12 protein-coding genes are annotated in these 17053 nt (G+C 67.2%); 7 read left to right on the forward strand and 5 right to left on the reverse strand.

The window, feature by feature from the left end; all coding sequences use genetic code 11:
• Positions 1 to 112 precede the first annotated feature (112 nt).
• Positions 113 to 1759, reverse strand: a complete 1647-nt coding sequence (locus IEX71_RS18705) for a DNA repair helicase XPB (protein ID WP_188838598.1) — start codon at positions 1757 to 1759, stop codon at positions 113 to 115.
• Positions 1760 to 1849: 90 nt separating this feature from the next.
• Complete coding sequence (locus tag IEX71_RS18710) at positions 1850 to 2425, reverse strand: TetR/AcrR family transcriptional regulator (RefSeq protein ID WP_188838599.1); 576 nt, start codon at positions 2423 to 2425, stop codon at positions 1850 to 1852.
• Between the two features lie 130 nt (positions 2426 to 2555).
• Between IEX71_RS18710 and IEX71_RS18715 the strand changes: the two genes are divergently transcribed.
• The 3 genes from IEX71_RS18715 to betT are packed head-to-tail and all read left to right on the forward strand — an operon-like array spanning position 2556 to position 7875.
• Positions 2556 to 4043 carry an aldehyde dehydrogenase family protein gene (locus IEX71_RS18715; RefSeq protein WP_229749893.1) on the forward strand — a complete coding sequence of 496 codons (1488 nt, stop codon included), beginning with the start codon at positions 2556 to 2558 and terminating at the stop codon, positions 4041 to 4043.
• A 47-nt stretch (positions 4044 to 4090) separates the two neighbouring features.
• Complete coding sequence (gene betA / locus IEX71_RS18720; protein WP_188838601.1) at positions 4091 to 5833, forward strand: choline dehydrogenase; 1743 nt, start codon at positions 4091 to 4093, stop codon at positions 5831 to 5833.
• Complete coding sequence (gene betT, locus IEX71_RS18725) at positions 5830 to 7875, forward strand: choline BCCT transporter BetT (RefSeq protein WP_188838602.1); 2046 nt, start codon at positions 5830 to 5832, stop codon at positions 7873 to 7875. The genes betA and betT overlap by 4 nt, the downstream gene beginning before the upstream one ends.
• 13 nt (positions 7876 to 7888) lie before the next feature.
• Here betT and IEX71_RS18730 read toward each other — a convergent pair whose 3' ends face one another.
• Both IEX71_RS18730 and IEX71_RS18735 read right to left on the reverse strand, forming a co-directional pair.
• Complete coding sequence (locus IEX71_RS18730) at positions 7889 to 8428, reverse strand: YbaK/EbsC family protein (protein ID WP_188838603.1); 540 nt, start codon at positions 8426 to 8428, stop codon at positions 7889 to 7891.
• A 139-nt stretch (positions 8429 to 8567) separates the two neighbouring features.
• Positions 8568 to 10145 carry a M20/M25/M40 family metallo-hydrolase gene (locus IEX71_RS18735; protein ID WP_229749864.1) on the reverse strand — a complete coding sequence of 526 codons (1578 nt, stop codon included), beginning with the start codon at positions 10143 to 10145 and terminating at the stop codon, positions 8568 to 8570.
• A 210-nt stretch (positions 10146 to 10355) separates the two neighbouring features.
• Between IEX71_RS18735 and IEX71_RS18740 the strand changes: the two genes are divergently transcribed.
• The 3 genes from IEX71_RS18740 (at position 10356) to IEX71_RS18750 (ending at position 13909) form a co-directional block, all read left to right on the forward strand.
• On the forward strand, positions 10356 to 11285 hold the full coding sequence (locus IEX71_RS18740) for a hydroxymethylglutaryl-CoA lyase (RefSeq protein ID WP_188838604.1): 930 nt from the start codon (positions 10356 to 10358) through the stop codon (positions 11283 to 11285).
• A 90-nt stretch (positions 11286 to 11375) separates the two neighbouring features.
• Positions 11376 to 13322 carry a M13 family metallopeptidase gene (locus tag IEX71_RS18745; RefSeq protein ID WP_188838605.1) on the forward strand — a complete coding sequence of 649 codons (1947 nt, stop codon included), beginning with the start codon at positions 11376 to 11378 and terminating at the stop codon, positions 13320 to 13322.
• Complete coding sequence (locus tag IEX71_RS18750; protein ID WP_188838606.1) at positions 13322 to 13909, forward strand: GNAT family N-acetyltransferase; 588 nt, start codon at positions 13322 to 13324, stop codon at positions 13907 to 13909. Before IEX71_RS18745 ends, IEX71_RS18750 begins: the two co-directional genes overlap by 1 nt.
• Before the next feature lie 99 nt (positions 13910 to 14008).
• Here IEX71_RS18750 and IEX71_RS18755 read toward each other — a convergent pair whose 3' ends face one another.
• Complete coding sequence (locus tag IEX71_RS18755) at positions 14009 to 16063, reverse strand: putative Ig domain-containing protein (RefSeq protein WP_229749865.1); 2055 nt, start codon at positions 16061 to 16063, stop codon at positions 14009 to 14011.
• Positions 16064 to 16207: 144 nt separating this feature from the next.
• Between IEX71_RS18755 and IEX71_RS18760 the strand changes: the two genes are divergently transcribed.
• Positions 16208 to 17041, forward strand: coding sequence for a TrmB family transcriptional regulator (locus IEX71_RS18760; protein ID WP_188838607.1), 834 nt, complete (start codon positions 16208 to 16210; stop codon positions 17039 to 17041).
• Positions 17042 to 17053 lie beyond the last annotated feature (12 nt).

The following is a 17053-nucleotide window of genomic DNA, read 5'->3' on the forward strand; positions in this document are numbered from 1 at the left end:
AACGCGCGTGCTTTCAGGCCCACAAGTCGTTGGCCGCGATTAGAAAATAGACGACGTCACTGGAGTATGGTGCGGCGTTTCATTTTCCTGTCCGAAACGTAACCAGCCTCGGTCAGTCGGTCGCGTGGATGTCGTCGGCGTCGATGATGCGGTAGGCGTAGCCCTGCTCGGCCAGGAAGCGCTGCCGGTGGGCAGCGAATTCCGCGTCGACGGTGTCGCGGGTGACGACGGCGTAGAAGTGCGCGGTGCGGCCATCGCCTTTCGGCCGCAGCACGCGGCCCAGTCGCTGGGCCTCCTCCTGGCGGGAGCCGAACGTCCCGGAGACCTGGATGGCCACGCTCGCCTCGGGCAGGTCGATCGAGAAGTTGGCGACTTTGCTGACCACCAGCTTGTTGATCTCGCCGTCGCGGAACTGCTGAAAGAGCTTCTGCCGCTGGGCGACCCGGGTCTCACCGGTGATCAGATCGGCGCCAAGCCGCTCGGACAGTGCGTCCAGCTGGTCGAGGTACTGTCCGATGATCAGCGTCGGCTGGCCGTCGTGTTGGCGGACGAGCTTCTCGACGACCGCTTCCTTGACCGGCGCGCACGACGCGAAGCGGTAACGGTCGTCGGGTTCCGTTGTGGCATAGGCCATTCGGTCGCTGTCGGACAGCGTCACCCGCACCTCGACACAGTCGGCGGGCGCGATGTAGCCCTGCGTCTCGATGTCCTTCCAAGGGGCGTCATACCGCTTGGGGCCGATGAGGGAGAACACGTCGGACTCCCGGCCGTCCTCGCGCACGAGGGTGGCGGTCAGGCCGAGCCGACGCCGGGCCTGTAGGTCGGCAGTCATCCGGAAGATCGGCGCGGGGAGGAGATGCACCTCGTCATACAGGATCAGCCCCCAGTCGCGGGCGTCCAGCAGCTCGAGGTGGGGGAAGACGCCCTTGCGCTTGTGCGTGAGCACTTGGTAGGTCGCGATGGTGACCGGCCGGATCTCCTTGCGGGCGCCGGAGTATTCGCCGATCTCGTCCTCGGTGAGGCTGGTGCGGGCCAGCAACTCGTCGCGCCACTGCCGGGCGGAGACCGTGTTGGTGACCAGGATGAGGGTCGTCGCCTTGGCCTCGGCCATCGCGCCGGCGCCGACGAGCGTTTTGCCTGCGCCACAAGGGAGTACGACGACACCGGACCCGCCGTGCCAGAACCCGTCGACAGCCTGCTGCTGGTAGGGACGCAGTGACCACCCCTCCTCGTTGAGCGAGATCGCGTGGGCCTCGCCATCGACGTATCCGGCATCGTCCTCCGCCGGCCAGCCGACCTTGATGAGCTGCTGCTTGATGGCACCGCGCTCGGAGGGGTGCACCAGGACACTCGAGTCGTCGAGGCGGTCGCCGATCATCGGCGCGATCTTCTTGTGCCGCAGCACTTCGGTGAGCACCGCCGTGTCCGTGGTGGTCAGGATGAGCCGGCCTTCGTCGTCCTTGCGCAGCGACAGCCGTCCATAGCGGTCCATCGTCTCGGCGATGTCGATCAGCAGGGGATTGGGCACGGGGTAGCGGCTGTAGCGGATCAGCGCATCCACGACCTGCTCGGCGTCATGGCCTGCGGCGCGGGCATTCCACAGCCCGAGCGGGGTCACCCGGTAGGTGTGCATGTGCTCCGGCGCGCGCTCCAACTCGGCGAACGGCGCGATGGCACGGCGCGCCTCCGTCGCCAGAGGGTGGTCGACCTCCAGCAGCACGGTTTTGTCGCTCTGGACGATCAGTGGTCCGTCGGTCACGCGGTGTTCCCTTCAAGAAGTAGCCGATTAAAGGTAACCACCGCGAGCGGCGACTTCTTCCGTCGGGAGACCACTGTCGCTCTGCGCGGGTCAGCACCGTTCGGTCGTGTAGTGCGAGACCAGGGCCTTGGCGGACGCCTCACCCTCGTCGATCGCGACCTGATATTGCTCGCGCAACATCGTGGCCATCGTGCCGGTGTAGGCGATGAACAGTGCGCTGGCCAGTGACTTGGCTCTCCGTCCGGCGAGTAGCCGGGAGTGCTCGAGCAGCCGGTCGCGTAGTAGTTGCGTCTCTTCGGTGAGGACCGTCGTCAACTGCGCACTCGGTTGCGGTATGGCGGCAGCGGCACCACTGAACGCGCACCACCGCTCGGTCAGGTGATCGCGTTGGTAGACACGAAGCGCCGGCCAGAGCGCGAGGAGTCGCCCCGCATCAGTGGTCGCGCGGGAGATCTCGTCGTCCCAGACCGCTGTCCACACGCGCAGCCGTCGTTGCAGCGCCGCGGTGATCAGCCCCTCCTTGTTGCCGAAGTGGGAGTAGAGGCTCGGCGGCGACGCGCCGGCCCGCCGCAGGATGACGTCGACCGGGGTCGAGACGGAACCGTCCATGAAGAGGACCTCGTCGGCCGCATCAAGCAGCCGATCACGCACCGGGGCTGTTCTCACACCACAATCATAACGCGCGTTATGCTATAACGGTCGTTATCGAATAAGGAGTGCGAATCCGCCTGCGACTCGGCGGTCGAGCGCACACCGACAGCACCAGCGAGAGTCACGGAGGACACCTGTGTCGAGCATGTTCATCGATGGGCAATGGTGCGAAGCCGCATCAGGGCAACAGCGCGAGATCACCTGCCCGGCCGATGGATCCGTCGTCGCGACCGTTCCTGAGGGCGACGCCACCGACGCAGCACGGGCAGTCGACGCGGCGCGTCGCGCGTTCGACGCAGGGGAGTGGCCCGCCACGAGTTCGTCGGAGCGCGCTCGCCTACTGCACCAGCTGGCCGACCGGCTGGAGCAGGAGAAGGACGAGGTCGCCCGTCTCGAGTCGCTCGACACCGGCAAGCGGATGCTGGAGTCCCGGATCGACATGGACGACATCGTCGGGGTGTTCCGCCACTTCACCTCGCTCGCCCAGGCGCACGCCGGCCGCGTCGTCGACACCGGGATGGCGCAGGTTTCCAGCCGGGTCGTCACGGAGCCGGTGGGGGTCTGCGCCCTGATCACGCCGTGGAACTACCCGCTGCTGCAGACCGCCTGGAAGGTCGCACCCGCGCTTGCCGCCGGCAACACCTTCGTGCTCAAGCCGAGCGAGCTCACCCCGCAGACCGCCTGTTGGCTGGTCGGGACGTTGAGCGACCTGGGCCTGGCGCCCGGTGTGGCGAACCTGGTGCTCGGCAGCGGTGCCGCGGTGGGTGGACCGTTGACGACCTCGCCGCTGGTCGACATGGTGTCCTTCACCGGCGGAGTGGAGACCGGACGAACCATCATGGCTGCCGCGGCCGGCACCGTGAAGCGGGTCGCGCTCGAACTCGGCGGCAAGAACCCCAACGTGATCTTCGCCGACGCCGATCTGCCCGCAGCGATCGACAACGCGGTGACTGCGGTGTTCCTCGACTCCGGGCAGGTCTGCTCGGCCGGGACGCGACTGGTGGTCGAGGAGTCCGTGCGCGACCGGGTGGTCGACGAGATCATCCGGCGTGCCGGGCACATCCGTCTCGGGGGACCGTTCGACGAGCGCGCCGAGTCCGGTCCGTTGATCAGCGAGGACCACCTCCGCAAGGTCCACTCCTACGTCCAGGCCGCCGTGCGTCAGGGTGCCCGACTGCGTTGTGGCGGGGAGCGCGCCGGCGGAGAGCTCGCCGGAGGCTCCTATTACCTGCCGACGGTGCTGGACGACTGCAACGGCGCGATGGACTGCGTGCACGACGAGTCGTTCGGCCCGGTGCTCACCGTCGAGACCTTCTCCGGTGCCACCCGGGACGAGGCCGAGGACGCCGCCACCCGGATCGCCAACGACACCGTCTACGGGCTGGCCGGAGCCGTGTGGACGAGCGACGCCGGACGCGCGGAGCGTATGGCGGGCCGACTGCGGCACGGCACCGTGTGGATCAACGACTACCACCCCTATGTGCCACAGGCCGAGTGGGGCGGCATGAAGCAGTCCGGGATCGGTCGCGAACTCGGCATCGACGGGCTGGCCGAATACCAGGAGACCAAACACATCTGGCACAACACCCGCCCCGCTCCGGCGGGTTGGTTCGCCATACCCGAGAACGACTGAGTTCCGTTCGGCACCAGGCTCATCGACCTCCAGGAGGAAGACGCATCATGAAGCAGAGCTACGACTACGTCATCGTCGGCGGTGGGTCCGCCGGGTCCGCGCTGGCCAACCGGTTGAGCGCCGACGAATCAACCTCCGTGCTCGTCCTCGAAGCGGGGCGTTCGGACTTCGTCTTCGACCCGCTGATCCACATGCCGGCGGCGCTGATGTTCCCGGCCGGGAACCCGCTCTACGACTGGGCGTACGAGACGGAGCCCGAGCCGTTCATGAACGGCCGGCGGGTCGCGCACGCACGCGGCAAGGTGCTCGGCGGCTCCAGCTCGATCAACGGGATGATCTTCCAGCGCGGCAACCCGGGCGACTACGACAAGTGGGCCACGTTCGACGGGATGCAGGACTGGGACTATGCACACTGCCTGCCTTACTTCAAGCGTATGGAGTCCTGTATGGCGGGCGCCGACACCTGGCGCGGCGGGTCAGGCCCCCTCAAGATGGAACGCGGCCCGGCCAGCAGCCCGCTCTTCCAGGCGTTCTTCGAGGCGACCGAGCAGGCGGGATATCCCCGCACCGACGACGTGAACGGTTACCGGCAGGAAGGCTTCGCGCCCTTCGACCGCAACGTGTTCCACGGCAGCCGGATGAGCGCTTCCCGCTCCTACCTGTGGCCGGTCCGTGGCCGGCCGAACCTCGACATCGCAACGCTGGCCACGGTGACCGGGCTGCGCTGGCAGGGTGATCGGGTCACCGGGGTCGACTTCGTGCGAGCCGGGCGCCGGCGCCATACAGTGCAAGCGGGAGAGGTCATTCTGTGCGGGGGCGCATTCAACTCACCGCAGTTGTTGCAGCTCGCCGGGGTCGGGGACCCCGAGACGTTGCGGTCCGCCGGGGTCACCCCGCGGGTCGAGCTGCCGGGCGTGGGCGAGAACCTCCAGGACCACCTGGAGGTCTACCTGCAGCACAGCTGCGTCCAGCCGGTGTCGATCGCGCCGTGGCTGAAGAAGTGGAAGGCGCCATACATCGGTGCCGAATGGCTGTTCAACCGCGGCGTCGGCACCTCCAACCACTTCGAGGGCGGTGGCTTCATCCGCACCAACGACGAGGTCGCCTACCCGAACCTGATGTTCCACTTCCTGCCGATCGCGGTGCGGTATGACGGCAGCGCGCCCGAGGGCGGCCACGGCTACCAGGTGCACGTCGGCCCGATGAACTCCGACGTGCGCGGCCATGTCCGCATCAAGGACGCCGATCCGCGGCACAAGCCCGCCATTCGCTTCAACTACCTCTCGACCGAGCGCGACCGGCAGGAGTGGGTCGAGGTGATCCGCGCCGCGCGGCACATCCTCGCCCAGCCCGCGTTCGCCACGTTCGACGGTGGCGAGCTCTCGCCCGGACCATCGGTGCAGACCGATGAGGAGATCATCGACTGGGTGGCCCAGGACGCGGAAACCGCTCTGCATCCTTCGTGTTCGGCGAAGATGGGCACCGACGACCAAGCGGTCGTCGACCCCGCGTCGATGCGGGTGCAGGGCACCGAGGGTCTACGCGTCGTCGACGCGTCGGTGTTCCCGACCATCACCAACGGCAACATCTTCGCGCCGGTGATGATGGTCGCCGAGAAGGCGGCCGACCTGATCGCCGGGAACACTCCGCTGGCTCCCGAGCACGCGCCCGTCTACCGCGCCGGTGCGGGTATGCCGATCCATCCACAGGGCGACCCGCGCAACCAGGCATGGGATGCCAAGACGGCAGTGCCCAGTGCGGAGCAGGCCATCACGGGGGTGACCCGATGAGCATCGATCAGACCGACGCCCCGCAGACGTCGGCCGTCGACGAGCCCGTCGGCGGACCGATCACGAAGTGGCCCGTGCTGATCGTGTCCGGCGTCTTCACCGCGGTGGTCGCCGGGTGGGCACTGGTGGACACCGACTCCGCCGGCACATTGCTCGGTGACGCGGTGTCCTGGATCGCCAACGGATTCGGCTGGTTCTACATCGCCCTGGCCACGACCGTGCTGGTGTTCGTGGTGTATGTCGGCGTGCGGTACCCGAAGGTGCGCCTCGGCAAGGACTCGGATCGCCCTGAGTTCTCGACGTTCTCGTGGGCCTGTATGCTCTTCGCCGCCGGCATCGGTACCGATGTGATGTTCTTCGCGGTCGCCGAACCCGCCACGCAGTACCTGCACCCACCGCAGGGCAAGGGCGGAACTCTGGACGCGGCACGGGAATCGACCGTGTGGACGTTGTTCCACTACGGCATCACCGGCTGGGCCATGTACACCCTGATGGGGATCGCGCTGGGCTACTTCGCGCACCGCAAGGGGCTGCCGCTGGCGGTCCGCTCGGCGCTGTATCCGGTGCTGGGCAAGCGGATTCGGGGCCGGATGGGCGATGCCGTCGACATCGCCACCGTGCTGGGCACGATCTTCGGGGTCGCGACGTCGCTCGGCATCGGCGTGGTCATGTTGAACGTCGGGCTCGACGTGCTGTTCGGCATCGACCAGGGCCTGCCCGCTCAGATCTGCCTGGTCGCGCTCGCCGTGTTCATGGCGACGGTCTCCGCGATCTCCGGTGTCGACAAGGGAATTCGCTTCCTGTCGCAGCTGAACGTGCTCCTCGCGATCGGTCTCGCCCTGTGGGTGCTGGTCACCGGAAGCACCGCATTCCTGCTGCGCGCCCTCGTGATGAACGTCGGCGACTTCGTCTCGATGTTCCCCGGTATGACGATGGACACGATGGCTTATGACCATCCGAAGGACTGGATGAGCGCGTGGACGCTCTTCTTCTGGGCGTGGTGGATCGCCTGGGCGTCCTTCGTCGGGATGTTCCTCGCCCGGATCTCCAAGGGCCGCACCATCGGACAGTTCGTGTTCGGGACGCTGAGCATCCCGTTCCTCTACATCATCATGTGGGTGTCGATCTTCGGTAACAGTGCGGTCAAACGGATCCGCGACGGTGACGGCAGTTTCGGCAGTCGCGCGGTGAACTCGCCCGAGCAGGGGTTCTTCGACCTGCTGCAGCAGTACCCGTTGCCGCTCTTCCTCGTCGGCCTCGCCACGTTCGTCGGCCTGCTGTTCTATGTCACCAGCGCTGACTCGGGAGCGCTGGTGATGGCGAACCTCTCCTCGGACCTTCCCGACTCGGAGGTGGACGCGAAGCCGTGGATGCGGATCCTGTGGGCCACCGCCACCGGCGTGCTGACGGTCGCGATGCTGGTGGTCGGCGGGATCCCTGCGCTGCAGAACGCCACCATCATCATGGGGCTACCCTTCGCAGTGGTGATGATCCTCGTGATGCTCGGGCTGCACCGCGCGTTGGAGACCGAACGCCTGCAGGCCACCGCGTTCCGGACCTCGTTGCCCGCCACCGCGATCGGCGGCCCGGACCTGCGACGGCCGGGCACCTGGCGGAGCCGAATCACCCGGTCCTTGGGTGCGGTCAGCATCAAGCAGGCATCCCGGCGGCTGGACACCGTGGTGCTGCCTGCCCTGAACGAAGTGGTCGACGAGTTGGTGCAGCGAGGTGTCGACGCGCGGATCGTCACCGCCGACCCGGCGCCTGGTCCGATCGTGCACGCCGTGACGCTGGAAGTGCCGGGGACCGAAGCGGGCACGTCGTTCAGCTATGCCGTGCGGGTCCGGCGGGCGAAGGCACCGTCATACGGCTCGCGAATGATCGAGGCGGACGACACCACGGCCAGCCTCGAGGTGGTGCTGCCCGGCGGCGGTACCTATGACGTCCTCGACTATTCCGCGGACCGGATCTGTCACGACGTGCTGGACCACTACCAGTGGTGGTCGTCGTCGCAGGCCGCAGCCGCCGACGCGCTGGCCTGAGCCCCGCCGCCGGTCAACTGGCGAAAACGCCGACTTCCGTGGTCGGTAGCCCGGCCAGTTGGTCCGGCGGCACCAGGCACTTGCTGCGGCGCAGGCCCGAGCCGATGACCACGGGGGCCGGTGCGTTCGCGACGCGTTCGTCGACGAGCACCGGCCAGCCGGTGGGCAGCCCGACGGGGGTGATCCCGCCATACTCCATCCCGCTCAGGTGTACGGCGTCGTCCATCGGTGCGAACGAGCACTTGCGCACGTCGAGGAACTTGCGCACCGCCTTGTTGACGTCGGCGCGGGTGGTCGCGAGGACGACCACTGCGGCATACCGGGTCGTCTCGCCGCGACGGCCCGCGACGACGACGCAGTTCGCCGACAGCTCCGGCGCCGAGTCGTATGCCGAGCAGAATGCGGCCGTGTCGGCGAGCTCCGGGTCGATCTCGCTGACCTCCAGACCGGGGACGGCGTCGAGCGCCGCGACGACCGGCTTCGCCAGGAGGTCGCTGCGGTCGGCTCCGGCGTGCCAGGTCAGGGTGCCGCGTCCGTCGAGTCCATCAGCCATGCCGCCACCATAGGCGCGCCACGCCGAGAGGACAGGGGATGTACCGAGAGGAGAGGGCATTCAGCCTGAATTTGCCTGAATCGCCTGTCCTTTCGATGAACGGGTGTCCTCTCGGCGAGGGGGCTCGGCGCGCAGCGGCTCAGGCGCGGAACCGGTCGAACACCCGATACATGAAGTCCGTCCCCTTGTTGAGGGCGTCGACGTAGATCCGCTCGTCGTTGCCGTGCATCGCGACGAGCTGGTCGTTGTCGATGACGTAGGGGTAGACGCCATACCCGGGGATGTCGTGCTCGCGCCAGGGCCCGAGGCTGGTGCCCGCCTCGAACAGTGCCGGCGCGAAGACCGCCTCGGGGTAGGTCTGGGCCGAGGCTTTCGAAATCGCTTGGTAGAGAGGCGTATCGATGTCCGCGGCAGGGGTGGCCCAGGTGTCGTCGAGCTGGTCCAGGTAGTCGGCCTCGGACACGCCTTCGGGCGCTGCCAGCTTGACGACGATGCCGCGGCGCTTCATCTTCTGCCGCACCGTCGCCAGGAAGTCGCGCGGCTTCTCGCCACCGGGTATGCCGCGACAGTTGACGCGGACGTGCGCCTCCGACGGGATGACGTTCTCCTTGTAACCCGAGTCCTCGATGACGTATGCCGCCGTCGTGTGCAACAGGGCGTGGTGCAGGTAGGGGTAGTCCGAACCCTTCACCATCAGTGCCGCGGTGCGCTCCAGCTGATGCTGGTTGTGGGCGCGCAGCATCATCCGGATGGCGCGTCCCCAACGCCGGTCGTCGGTGGCGTCGGCCAACGCTCCGAAGTACTCCCGTGTCACGTCGGTGAGGTGGACCGGGGCGTCATACTCCCCGAGCTCGGCGACCGCGCGCGACAGGCCGACGATGGCCGAGTCGGGCATCGGCTTCGACGAGTGGGTCGCAGTCCCCTCGGCATACAGGTCGAGGTTGAAGTAGACCTTGTCCTGCCGGGTGACGGTGATCAGCATCGGTGTGGTCTTGTCGGACTGGGCGATGAACCAGCCGCCCTCGGTGAGGACCATGCCGCAGTCGAGCTTGTCCCAGTGGTTCTCCGCCAGCCACCCGGACCCGTAGTCACCGGCTTCCTCGTCGCAGTCGGTCAGCACGATGATGTCGCGCTCGAACTTGCCGCCTTCGCCCAGATGGCGCAACAGCGCACTGATGGTGGCGGAGTTGGTGCCCTTCATGTCGAGGGCCCCGCGACCCCAGATCTGGCCGTCCTTCACCACGCCGGCGAAGGGATCGACCGACCAGTGGTCCTTCTCCACCGGCACGACGTCGGAGTGTCCGAGGAGGAGCACCGGCGCGGCGGACGTGGTGCCCTTGATGCGCGCCAGGAGGTGGACGTTGTCCGGCTGCGGTGTCGGGATGATCTCGGACGAGACACCGGCGGCGTCCCACAGGCCTTTGACCATCTCGGCATACGGCCTGGTCTTGCCGCCCTTACCGAAGTTCTGGGTGTCGAAGCTGATCATCTTCTTCAGCAGTGCCAACGGATCGTCGTCCGCTGCGGTGGCGCCCTTCAGGCCGTTCCGCAATGTCGCGGCGGACGCGGTCTGGTCGCCGCCGAGGAGTGTCTCGCCGGAAGCGACGCCCGCAGCGACCACGGCAGCTATGCAGCCGGCGCGGGCCAGGAATCCTCTGCGGTTGAGCGTGCGTTGCCGGGTGGTTTGCTCGATGTTGTGCTCGATGTCGTCAGTCACGGTCGGCTCCTTGCTCCAGGGGGGAGAGTGGTGCAGGTCACTTTCCGGCAGGGTCCGGACCGGCAGGGTCAAGGCGGGTTCAAGTTCGGTCAGTGGTCCTGCTCGTGAGACGAGCGGTTGCTCCGGTGCGACGAATGACCGGGACCTGTCGCGTTGCTCGCGCCGAGCCCGCCATACGTGCGCCGGATCACACGGTGCGACGATGGGGGCATGGAGCTGCCACAGGTTGCGTCAATGGCGACGATGCCCGAGGCGATCACGATCTACGAGGTCGGAGCGCGCGACGGTCTGCAGAACGAGAAGACAGTGGTCCCGGTGGAGGTCAAGGCGACCTTCATCCGGCGTCTGATCGACGCCGGGCTCGAGACCGTCGAGCTGACGTCGTTCGTGCCGCCGTCCTGGATCCCGCAGCTCGCGGACGCCACGGAGTTGATGGAGCTGCTCGACGACGTCGGCAAAGGCCCGAAGCGGCCCGTGCTGGTGCCCAACGAGCGCGGCCTCGACAATGCGATCGCGGCCGGCGTCGGCGCGGTGGCGGTGTTCGGATCGGCGACCGAGACCTTCGCCCGCAAGAACCTCAACCGGTCGGTCGACGAGTCGTTGGCGATGTTCGCGCCCGTCGTGTCGCGGGCGCAGGAAGCCGGCCTGTGGGTGCGCGGCTACGTCTCGATGTGCTTCGGCGACCCCTGGGAGGGGCCGGTGCCGATCGCGCAGGTCGTCGACGTATGTCGCAAGCTGATGGACCTCGGGTGCGACCAGCTGAGCCTGGGCGACACCATCGGCGTCGCGACTCCCGGCCACGTGACCGCGTTGCTGGCGGCGTTGGACGACAAGGGAATCGGCAGCGATCGCATCGGCGTCCACTTCCACGACACCTACGGGCAGGCGCTGTCCAACACCGTGACCGCGCTGAGTCATGGCATCCGCGTCGTCGACGCCTCGACCGGTGGCCTCGGCGGTTGCCCCTACGCCAAGTCGGCTACGGGCAACCTGGCGACCGAGGACCTGGTCTGGATGTGCCGCGGCCTGGGCATCGAGACCGGCGTCGACCTGGAGAAGCTGGTCGAGACGTCGGTGTGGATGGCCGAGCAACTGCGGCGGCCGTCGCCGTCCCGTGTCGTGAAGGCGCTCGCAGGTTGAGTGGACCCGGCCACAGTCGACGCACGGACGCGTAGGTTGAGCAACAGTCAGACATCCGCGGGGGCGGAGAAAGCTATGAGGAGTTCACACATGAAGTCTGGTGTCATCGCCGACAACTTCGATCATTCGGTGCGGCCGCAGGACGACCTGTTCGGCCACGTCAACGGTGCCTGGATCGAGAAGACCGAGATCCCGTCCGACCGCGGGCGCTACGGCACCTTCGACCGGCTGCGGGAGAGCGCGGAGGAAGCAGTCCACGCGCTCATCGAGGAGGCCGCGGAATCAGCGTCCGAGCCGGGCACCCCACGTCGTCAGGTCGGTGACCTCTTCGCATCCTTCATGGACACCGAGCGCATCGAGAAGGCCGGCGCGGGAGCGCTCGCCGACGATCTCGCGCTCGTCGACGCCGTGGCGTCGACATCCGACCTCGTCCGCGTCTGCGGGCAGCTCAGCCGCCGCGGGGTCGACACTTTCCTCGGCTTCTATTCCATTGCGGACGCGAAGGATTCGGCGCACAACATCCTCTACGTCATGCAGGCCGGCATCGGTCTGCCGGACGAGTCCTACTACCGCGAGGACGAGCACGCCGAGGTGCGGGAGAAGTATGTCGCCCACATCGGCCGGTTGCTCGATCTCGCCGGGCTCGACGCCGGGCAGGCCGACACGATCATGGCCCTCGAGACCCGCATCGCGAAGGCGCACTGGGACCGGGTCGCCTCGCGCGACGCCGTCAAGACATACAACAAGCTGTCCCGTGCGGAGCTTGAGAAGCTCACCCCCGGACTGGAGTGGGACGCGTGGCTCGAGGGGGTCGGCGGCGAGGCTCGGATCCTGGACCCGGTCAACGTCGAACAGCCTTCGTTCCTGACCGGATTCGCCGAGGCGTTGAGCGAGGAGTCGCTCGACGCGTGGAAGTCATGGCTCACCTGGCGACTGGTGTCGGACCGGGCGCCATACCTGCACCAGGCGATGGTGGACGAGCGGTTCGACTTCGCCGGCCGCACGCTGTCCGGCATACCCGAGAACCGCGAGCGGTGGAAGCGCGGCGTCGCGCTGGTCGAGTCGCTCATCGGCGAGGCCGCCGGTCAACTGTATGTCGAGCGGCACTTCCCGCCGCACGCCAAGGCCCGCATGGAGAAGTTGGTCGCCAACCTGGTCGAGGCCTACCGCCGCAACTTCGAGACGCTGTCCTGGATGACCGAGACGACCCGCGCGAAGGCGTTGGAGAAGCTGGCGAAGTTCACTCCGAAGATCGGTTACCCGGAGTCGTGGAAAGACTACTCCGACATCGAGATTCGGCATGATGACCTGATCGGCAACATCGCCGCCGCGACCGCGTGGGAGGTCGACCGGATGCTCCGCCGGGTCGGTGACGAGGTCGACGCGGGCGAGTGGTTCATGACCCCGCAGACGGTGAACGCCTACTACATGCCGGTGATGAACGAGATCGTCTTCCCGGCCGCCATTCTGCAGCCGCCGTTCTTCGACGTCGACGCTGAGGACGCGGTCAACTACGGCGGCATCGGTGGCGTGATCGGTCACGAGATCGGCCACGGCTTCGACGACCAGGGTTCGCGGTATGACGGCGACGGCAACCTCGTCGACTGGTGGACCGACGACGACCGCAAGCGCTTCGATGCGTTGTCGCAGAAGCTGATCGAGCAGTTCAACCAGGTCGAGGGCCGTGACGCTCCGGGCAACAAGGTCAACGGCGCGCTGACGATCGGTGAGAACATCGGCGACCTCGGCGGGCTGACGATCGGCTACAAGGCATTGCAGGTCGCGCAGGAGACGCAGAAGTCGCCCGAGCTCGACGGCTTCACGCCGGAGCAGCGCTTCTTCCTCGGCTGGGCGCAGGTCTGGTGTGGCAAGGCCCGTGAGGCGGAGGCCAAGCGGCTGCTCACGATCGACCCGCACTCGCCGGCCGACGCCCGAGCCAACGTCGCTCGCAACCTGCACGAATTCGCCTCTGCCTTCGGTGTTTCCGAGTCCGACGGGATGCACCTGCCGGAAGAGGCGCAGGTCCGCATCTTCTGATGCCGCAGCCGGTGTTGCGAACCGAGCGGTTGCTGATGCTGCCGCTCGGTGACGAGCACTTGGAGCTCGAGGTCGAACTCGACTCCGACGCAGAAGTGTTGCGTTATCTGTGGGGCCGGGCGCGTGACCGTGACGAGGTGGTCGCTTCGCATGCGGAGCGGATGGGTCTCGGGCGGCAGGTGGACGGTCTCGGGTACTGGATGGCGTTTCGTCATACAAGCGGGGATGCTGCAGGGCCAGGCGAATTCATCGGATTGATGATGCTGCCGCCCGACCACGCCGACGGGCGGGATGCCGATCCTGAAGATGCGGCGCTGGGCTATCGGATCCTGCGGCGGCACTGGCGCCATGGTTACGCGAGCGAGGCGTCGGTCGAGCTACTGCGGCACGCCTTCGAGACCGTCGGCGTGCCGCGGGTTGTCGCCGACACGATGGCGGTCAACACCGGATCGCGGGCGGTCATGGAGAAGGTCGGGATGCGTTATGTGCGCACGTATTTCGTCGACTTCGACGATCCACTTCCCGGCACGGAGCAGGGCGAGGTGTTGTACGAGATCACCCGCAAGGACTGGCTGCGCGGCGCGTAGTGGGCGACCTCGAGCCGGTCGCTCGTGCCTCACGACCTCCTCGGCCACCGCAGGGAAACGGCCCGGTCAGCTGACGCTGACCGGGCCGCCCCAGCTGCGTCAGGACAGGTTCGTCGTGACGTCGTCCAGCACGAAGGACGTCTGCAGGGAGCTGTCCTCGGTGCTGGTGAAGGTGAGATTCACGATCTGACCGGCGTATGCCGACAGGTTGATCGTGTGCTTGGTGTAACCACTCGCGGCGTTCGCGTTGGAGTAGGTCGCGAGCGTCGTGGAGCCGGACTTCACGGCCAACTTGTCGTATGCGGTGGTGCCGTACTCATCGGTGTCGATGTGCAGGTAGAACGACAGGCTCGCGTTGCAGCCGGACGGGATCGCGATGCTCTGCGACAGCGTGTCGGTGTGCGACTGGCCGTAGCCGTCGAGCCAGGCGTCATACGAACCACCGTGGGTCGCCTCGTAGGCGCCCCACTGGCCGATGATCTGGTCGTTGCTCTGGGTCCAGCCGGTCGCGCCCGACTCGAAGCCGGAGTTCTTGACGAGTTGCGCGGTGCACGAGCCACCGCTGGAGCTGGTGATCGTCCAGGTGAAGGTCGCCGTGCCGGACTTCCCGGCCGAGTCCGTCGCCGTCGCCTTGACGGTGTAGGTGCCGGCCGTGGTCGGCGTGCCGGAGATCAGTCCGGAGTTGCTGATCGACAGGCCGGTCGGCAGGCCGCTCGCGCTCCAGGTGTATGGCGCAGTGCCGCCACTCGCCGCGAGCTGCAGCGAGGCCGCGGTGTTGACCGGGCTGCTCTTGCTGCCCGGGTTGTTGACCGTCACCCCGGAGGTGGTGCCGCCGCCGAAGCCGGCCACGCCGTTGGGGGTTCCGTTGCCGGTCGGGCCGTCCCAGCCGACGCCGGCGTTGCACAGCACGGTGCCGCAGCTGCCGTTGTTGCCGCTGGTGACGTCGTTGAAATCACCGGTGTGCGAGTAGGACAGGTCGTTGCCGTAGGTGGAGTTGCCCGCTGCGCCGGCGACGGCCGCCGTTGCGGCCAGCAACGGAGAGGCGAGGCTGGTGCCGCCATACACGCTCCAGCCGTTGCCGCCGTAGGTCTGGTAGACGGCCAGGCCGGTCGCCGGGTCGGCGTCCATCGAGACGTCGGCCTCGGCGCGCTTGCTGCACCCGGTGCTGACGCCGGTCTGGAAGGACGGCTTGGCCACGTATGCCGAGCAACCGGATCCGGTGCCTTCGGAAGTGCTTGTCTTCCAGACCGATTCGCTCCATCCGCGGCTGGTGCCGCTGTTGCGGGAGAGCGAGGTGCCGCCGACCGCGGTCACGTATGCCGACGTCGCGGGGTACTCCGCGCCGTAGTCACTGTCGCCGGTGCTCGCGGTGATGACGGTGCCGGAGTGCTTGAAGTACTGGCTGTCGGCGGTGGTGGTGCTGCTGTCCTCGCTGCCGCCGTAGCTGTTCGAGACGTACTTGGCACCCTGCGAAACCGCTTGATTCACAGCGGTTCCGAGGTCGTCCATGCTGGCGGTGTTCGCCTCCACCAGCAGGATGTGGCAGGCGGGGCAGGCCGCGCTGACGGCGTCCAGGTCGAGCGAGATCTCGCCGGCCCAGCCGCTGTCCGGCGTCGGCAGGCTGTTGGTGGAGCCGCTCTGGCTCATCTTGGTGAAGCACCCGTTGGCCGTGGTGCACGGCGACAGTCCGTACTGCTGGCGGTAGGCCGCCAGGTCGGACTCGGCGTTCGGGTCGTCATACGCGTCGACGATCGCGACCGTCGTGCCGGCTCCGGCGGACGGCAGGTTGTAGGCGGACTGGATGTCGCTCGGGCCGTAGCCCGACGGCGTCGCGTTCGGTGTCACTGCGTGCGGGACGATGCGGTTGGGTTCGAACGCGTTGGTCTGCTTCAGAGCGAAGCACTTGGCGATGCCCTTTGCAACGTGCTGGGAACACACGTGTTCGACCTTCACCGACCCCTTCACCGGGGTGCCGGTGACGGCGGTCGTGGACGACGTGGCGTGCGTTGCCTTGTGGGCCGGCTGCACGGAGCCGTGGTCCGGATGCGCATACGCCGTTCCGCCGGTCATGGCGAGAGGCAACGCGGCGACAACTCCGAAAAGTGCGACGCCGGCTGCTTTTCGCCGGTTGTGTCGCAGCTTGGTTGACGACATCAGGTGTCCTTTCAGGTAACCTTCAGACTTGTCACCACTTGGTAGTGGTGGCAACCGGGGAACTTACTCCCGACCGTTACCTGCAAGGGGTCAAGAGATGGCAAGGGTTTGGTCAAAGCTGCGGGCAGCCGGATGATGGTCGCCATGTCGTCCGACCTCGCCGAGATCCTCCGTGTGTTGCGTGACCTGGGGCTCACGTCATACGAAGCAAAGGCGTATGCCGTTCTGGTGCAACGAAATACGGCGACTGCCGTTGAGCTCGCACGAGGTGCGCGGATCCCTCGGCAGCGGATCTATGACGTGGTCGACGGGCTCGTGCAGCGCGGGCTCGCCCGTCCGGTCAGCGGCCAGGTGGTCTCGTTCGCGGCCACGGACCCACGCGTAGCCATCTCCGGCCTGGTGGCCGAACACCGCCAGCGGTTCAGCGCTCTCGCGCTGAACGCCGCCGACGCGTCGGAGGAGTTGGCCGGCCTGTGGCACAGCGGTCAGCAGGAGCAGACCCCGCTCGCCTTCGTGGAGTTCCTGCGGGACCCCGCGAGCCTCGGCGCGCGCTTCCTCGAGTTGCAGAGCCGCGCCACCACCTCGATGTTGCTCTTCACCCGCAAGCCGTATGTCGTCGAGGACAACCAGCCGGGGTTGGACGCCACGCGACGGATCACGGAGTCGGGCGGTGACGTGCGCTGCTGTTACGAGAAGGAAGTCCTCGACTCGGACGAGTCAGTCCAGGATCTCAAGCAATTCGCGGAGGCCGGCGAGCAGGGGCGCATCGTCGACAAGGTGCCCATGAAGCTGTGTCTGGTCAACGGCACCCACGCGCTCTTCTCGCTGACTGATCCCGTCGCGGGTGGCCTCACTGCCACCAACGTGCTGGTCGAGCATCCCGATCTGGCCACGTCACTGACCTATGCGTTCGAGACGTTGTGGAGCACCGGCCGACCGGTCCTCGACGTTGCGCGGGAGGCCGGCTACCAGGTCTGAGCGACCTTTCGA

It is taken from the genome of Flexivirga endophytica (assembly GCF_014640635.1).
GTDB classification, from domain to species: domain Bacteria; phylum Actinomycetota; class Actinomycetes; order Actinomycetales; family Dermatophilaceae; genus Flexivirga; species Flexivirga endophytica.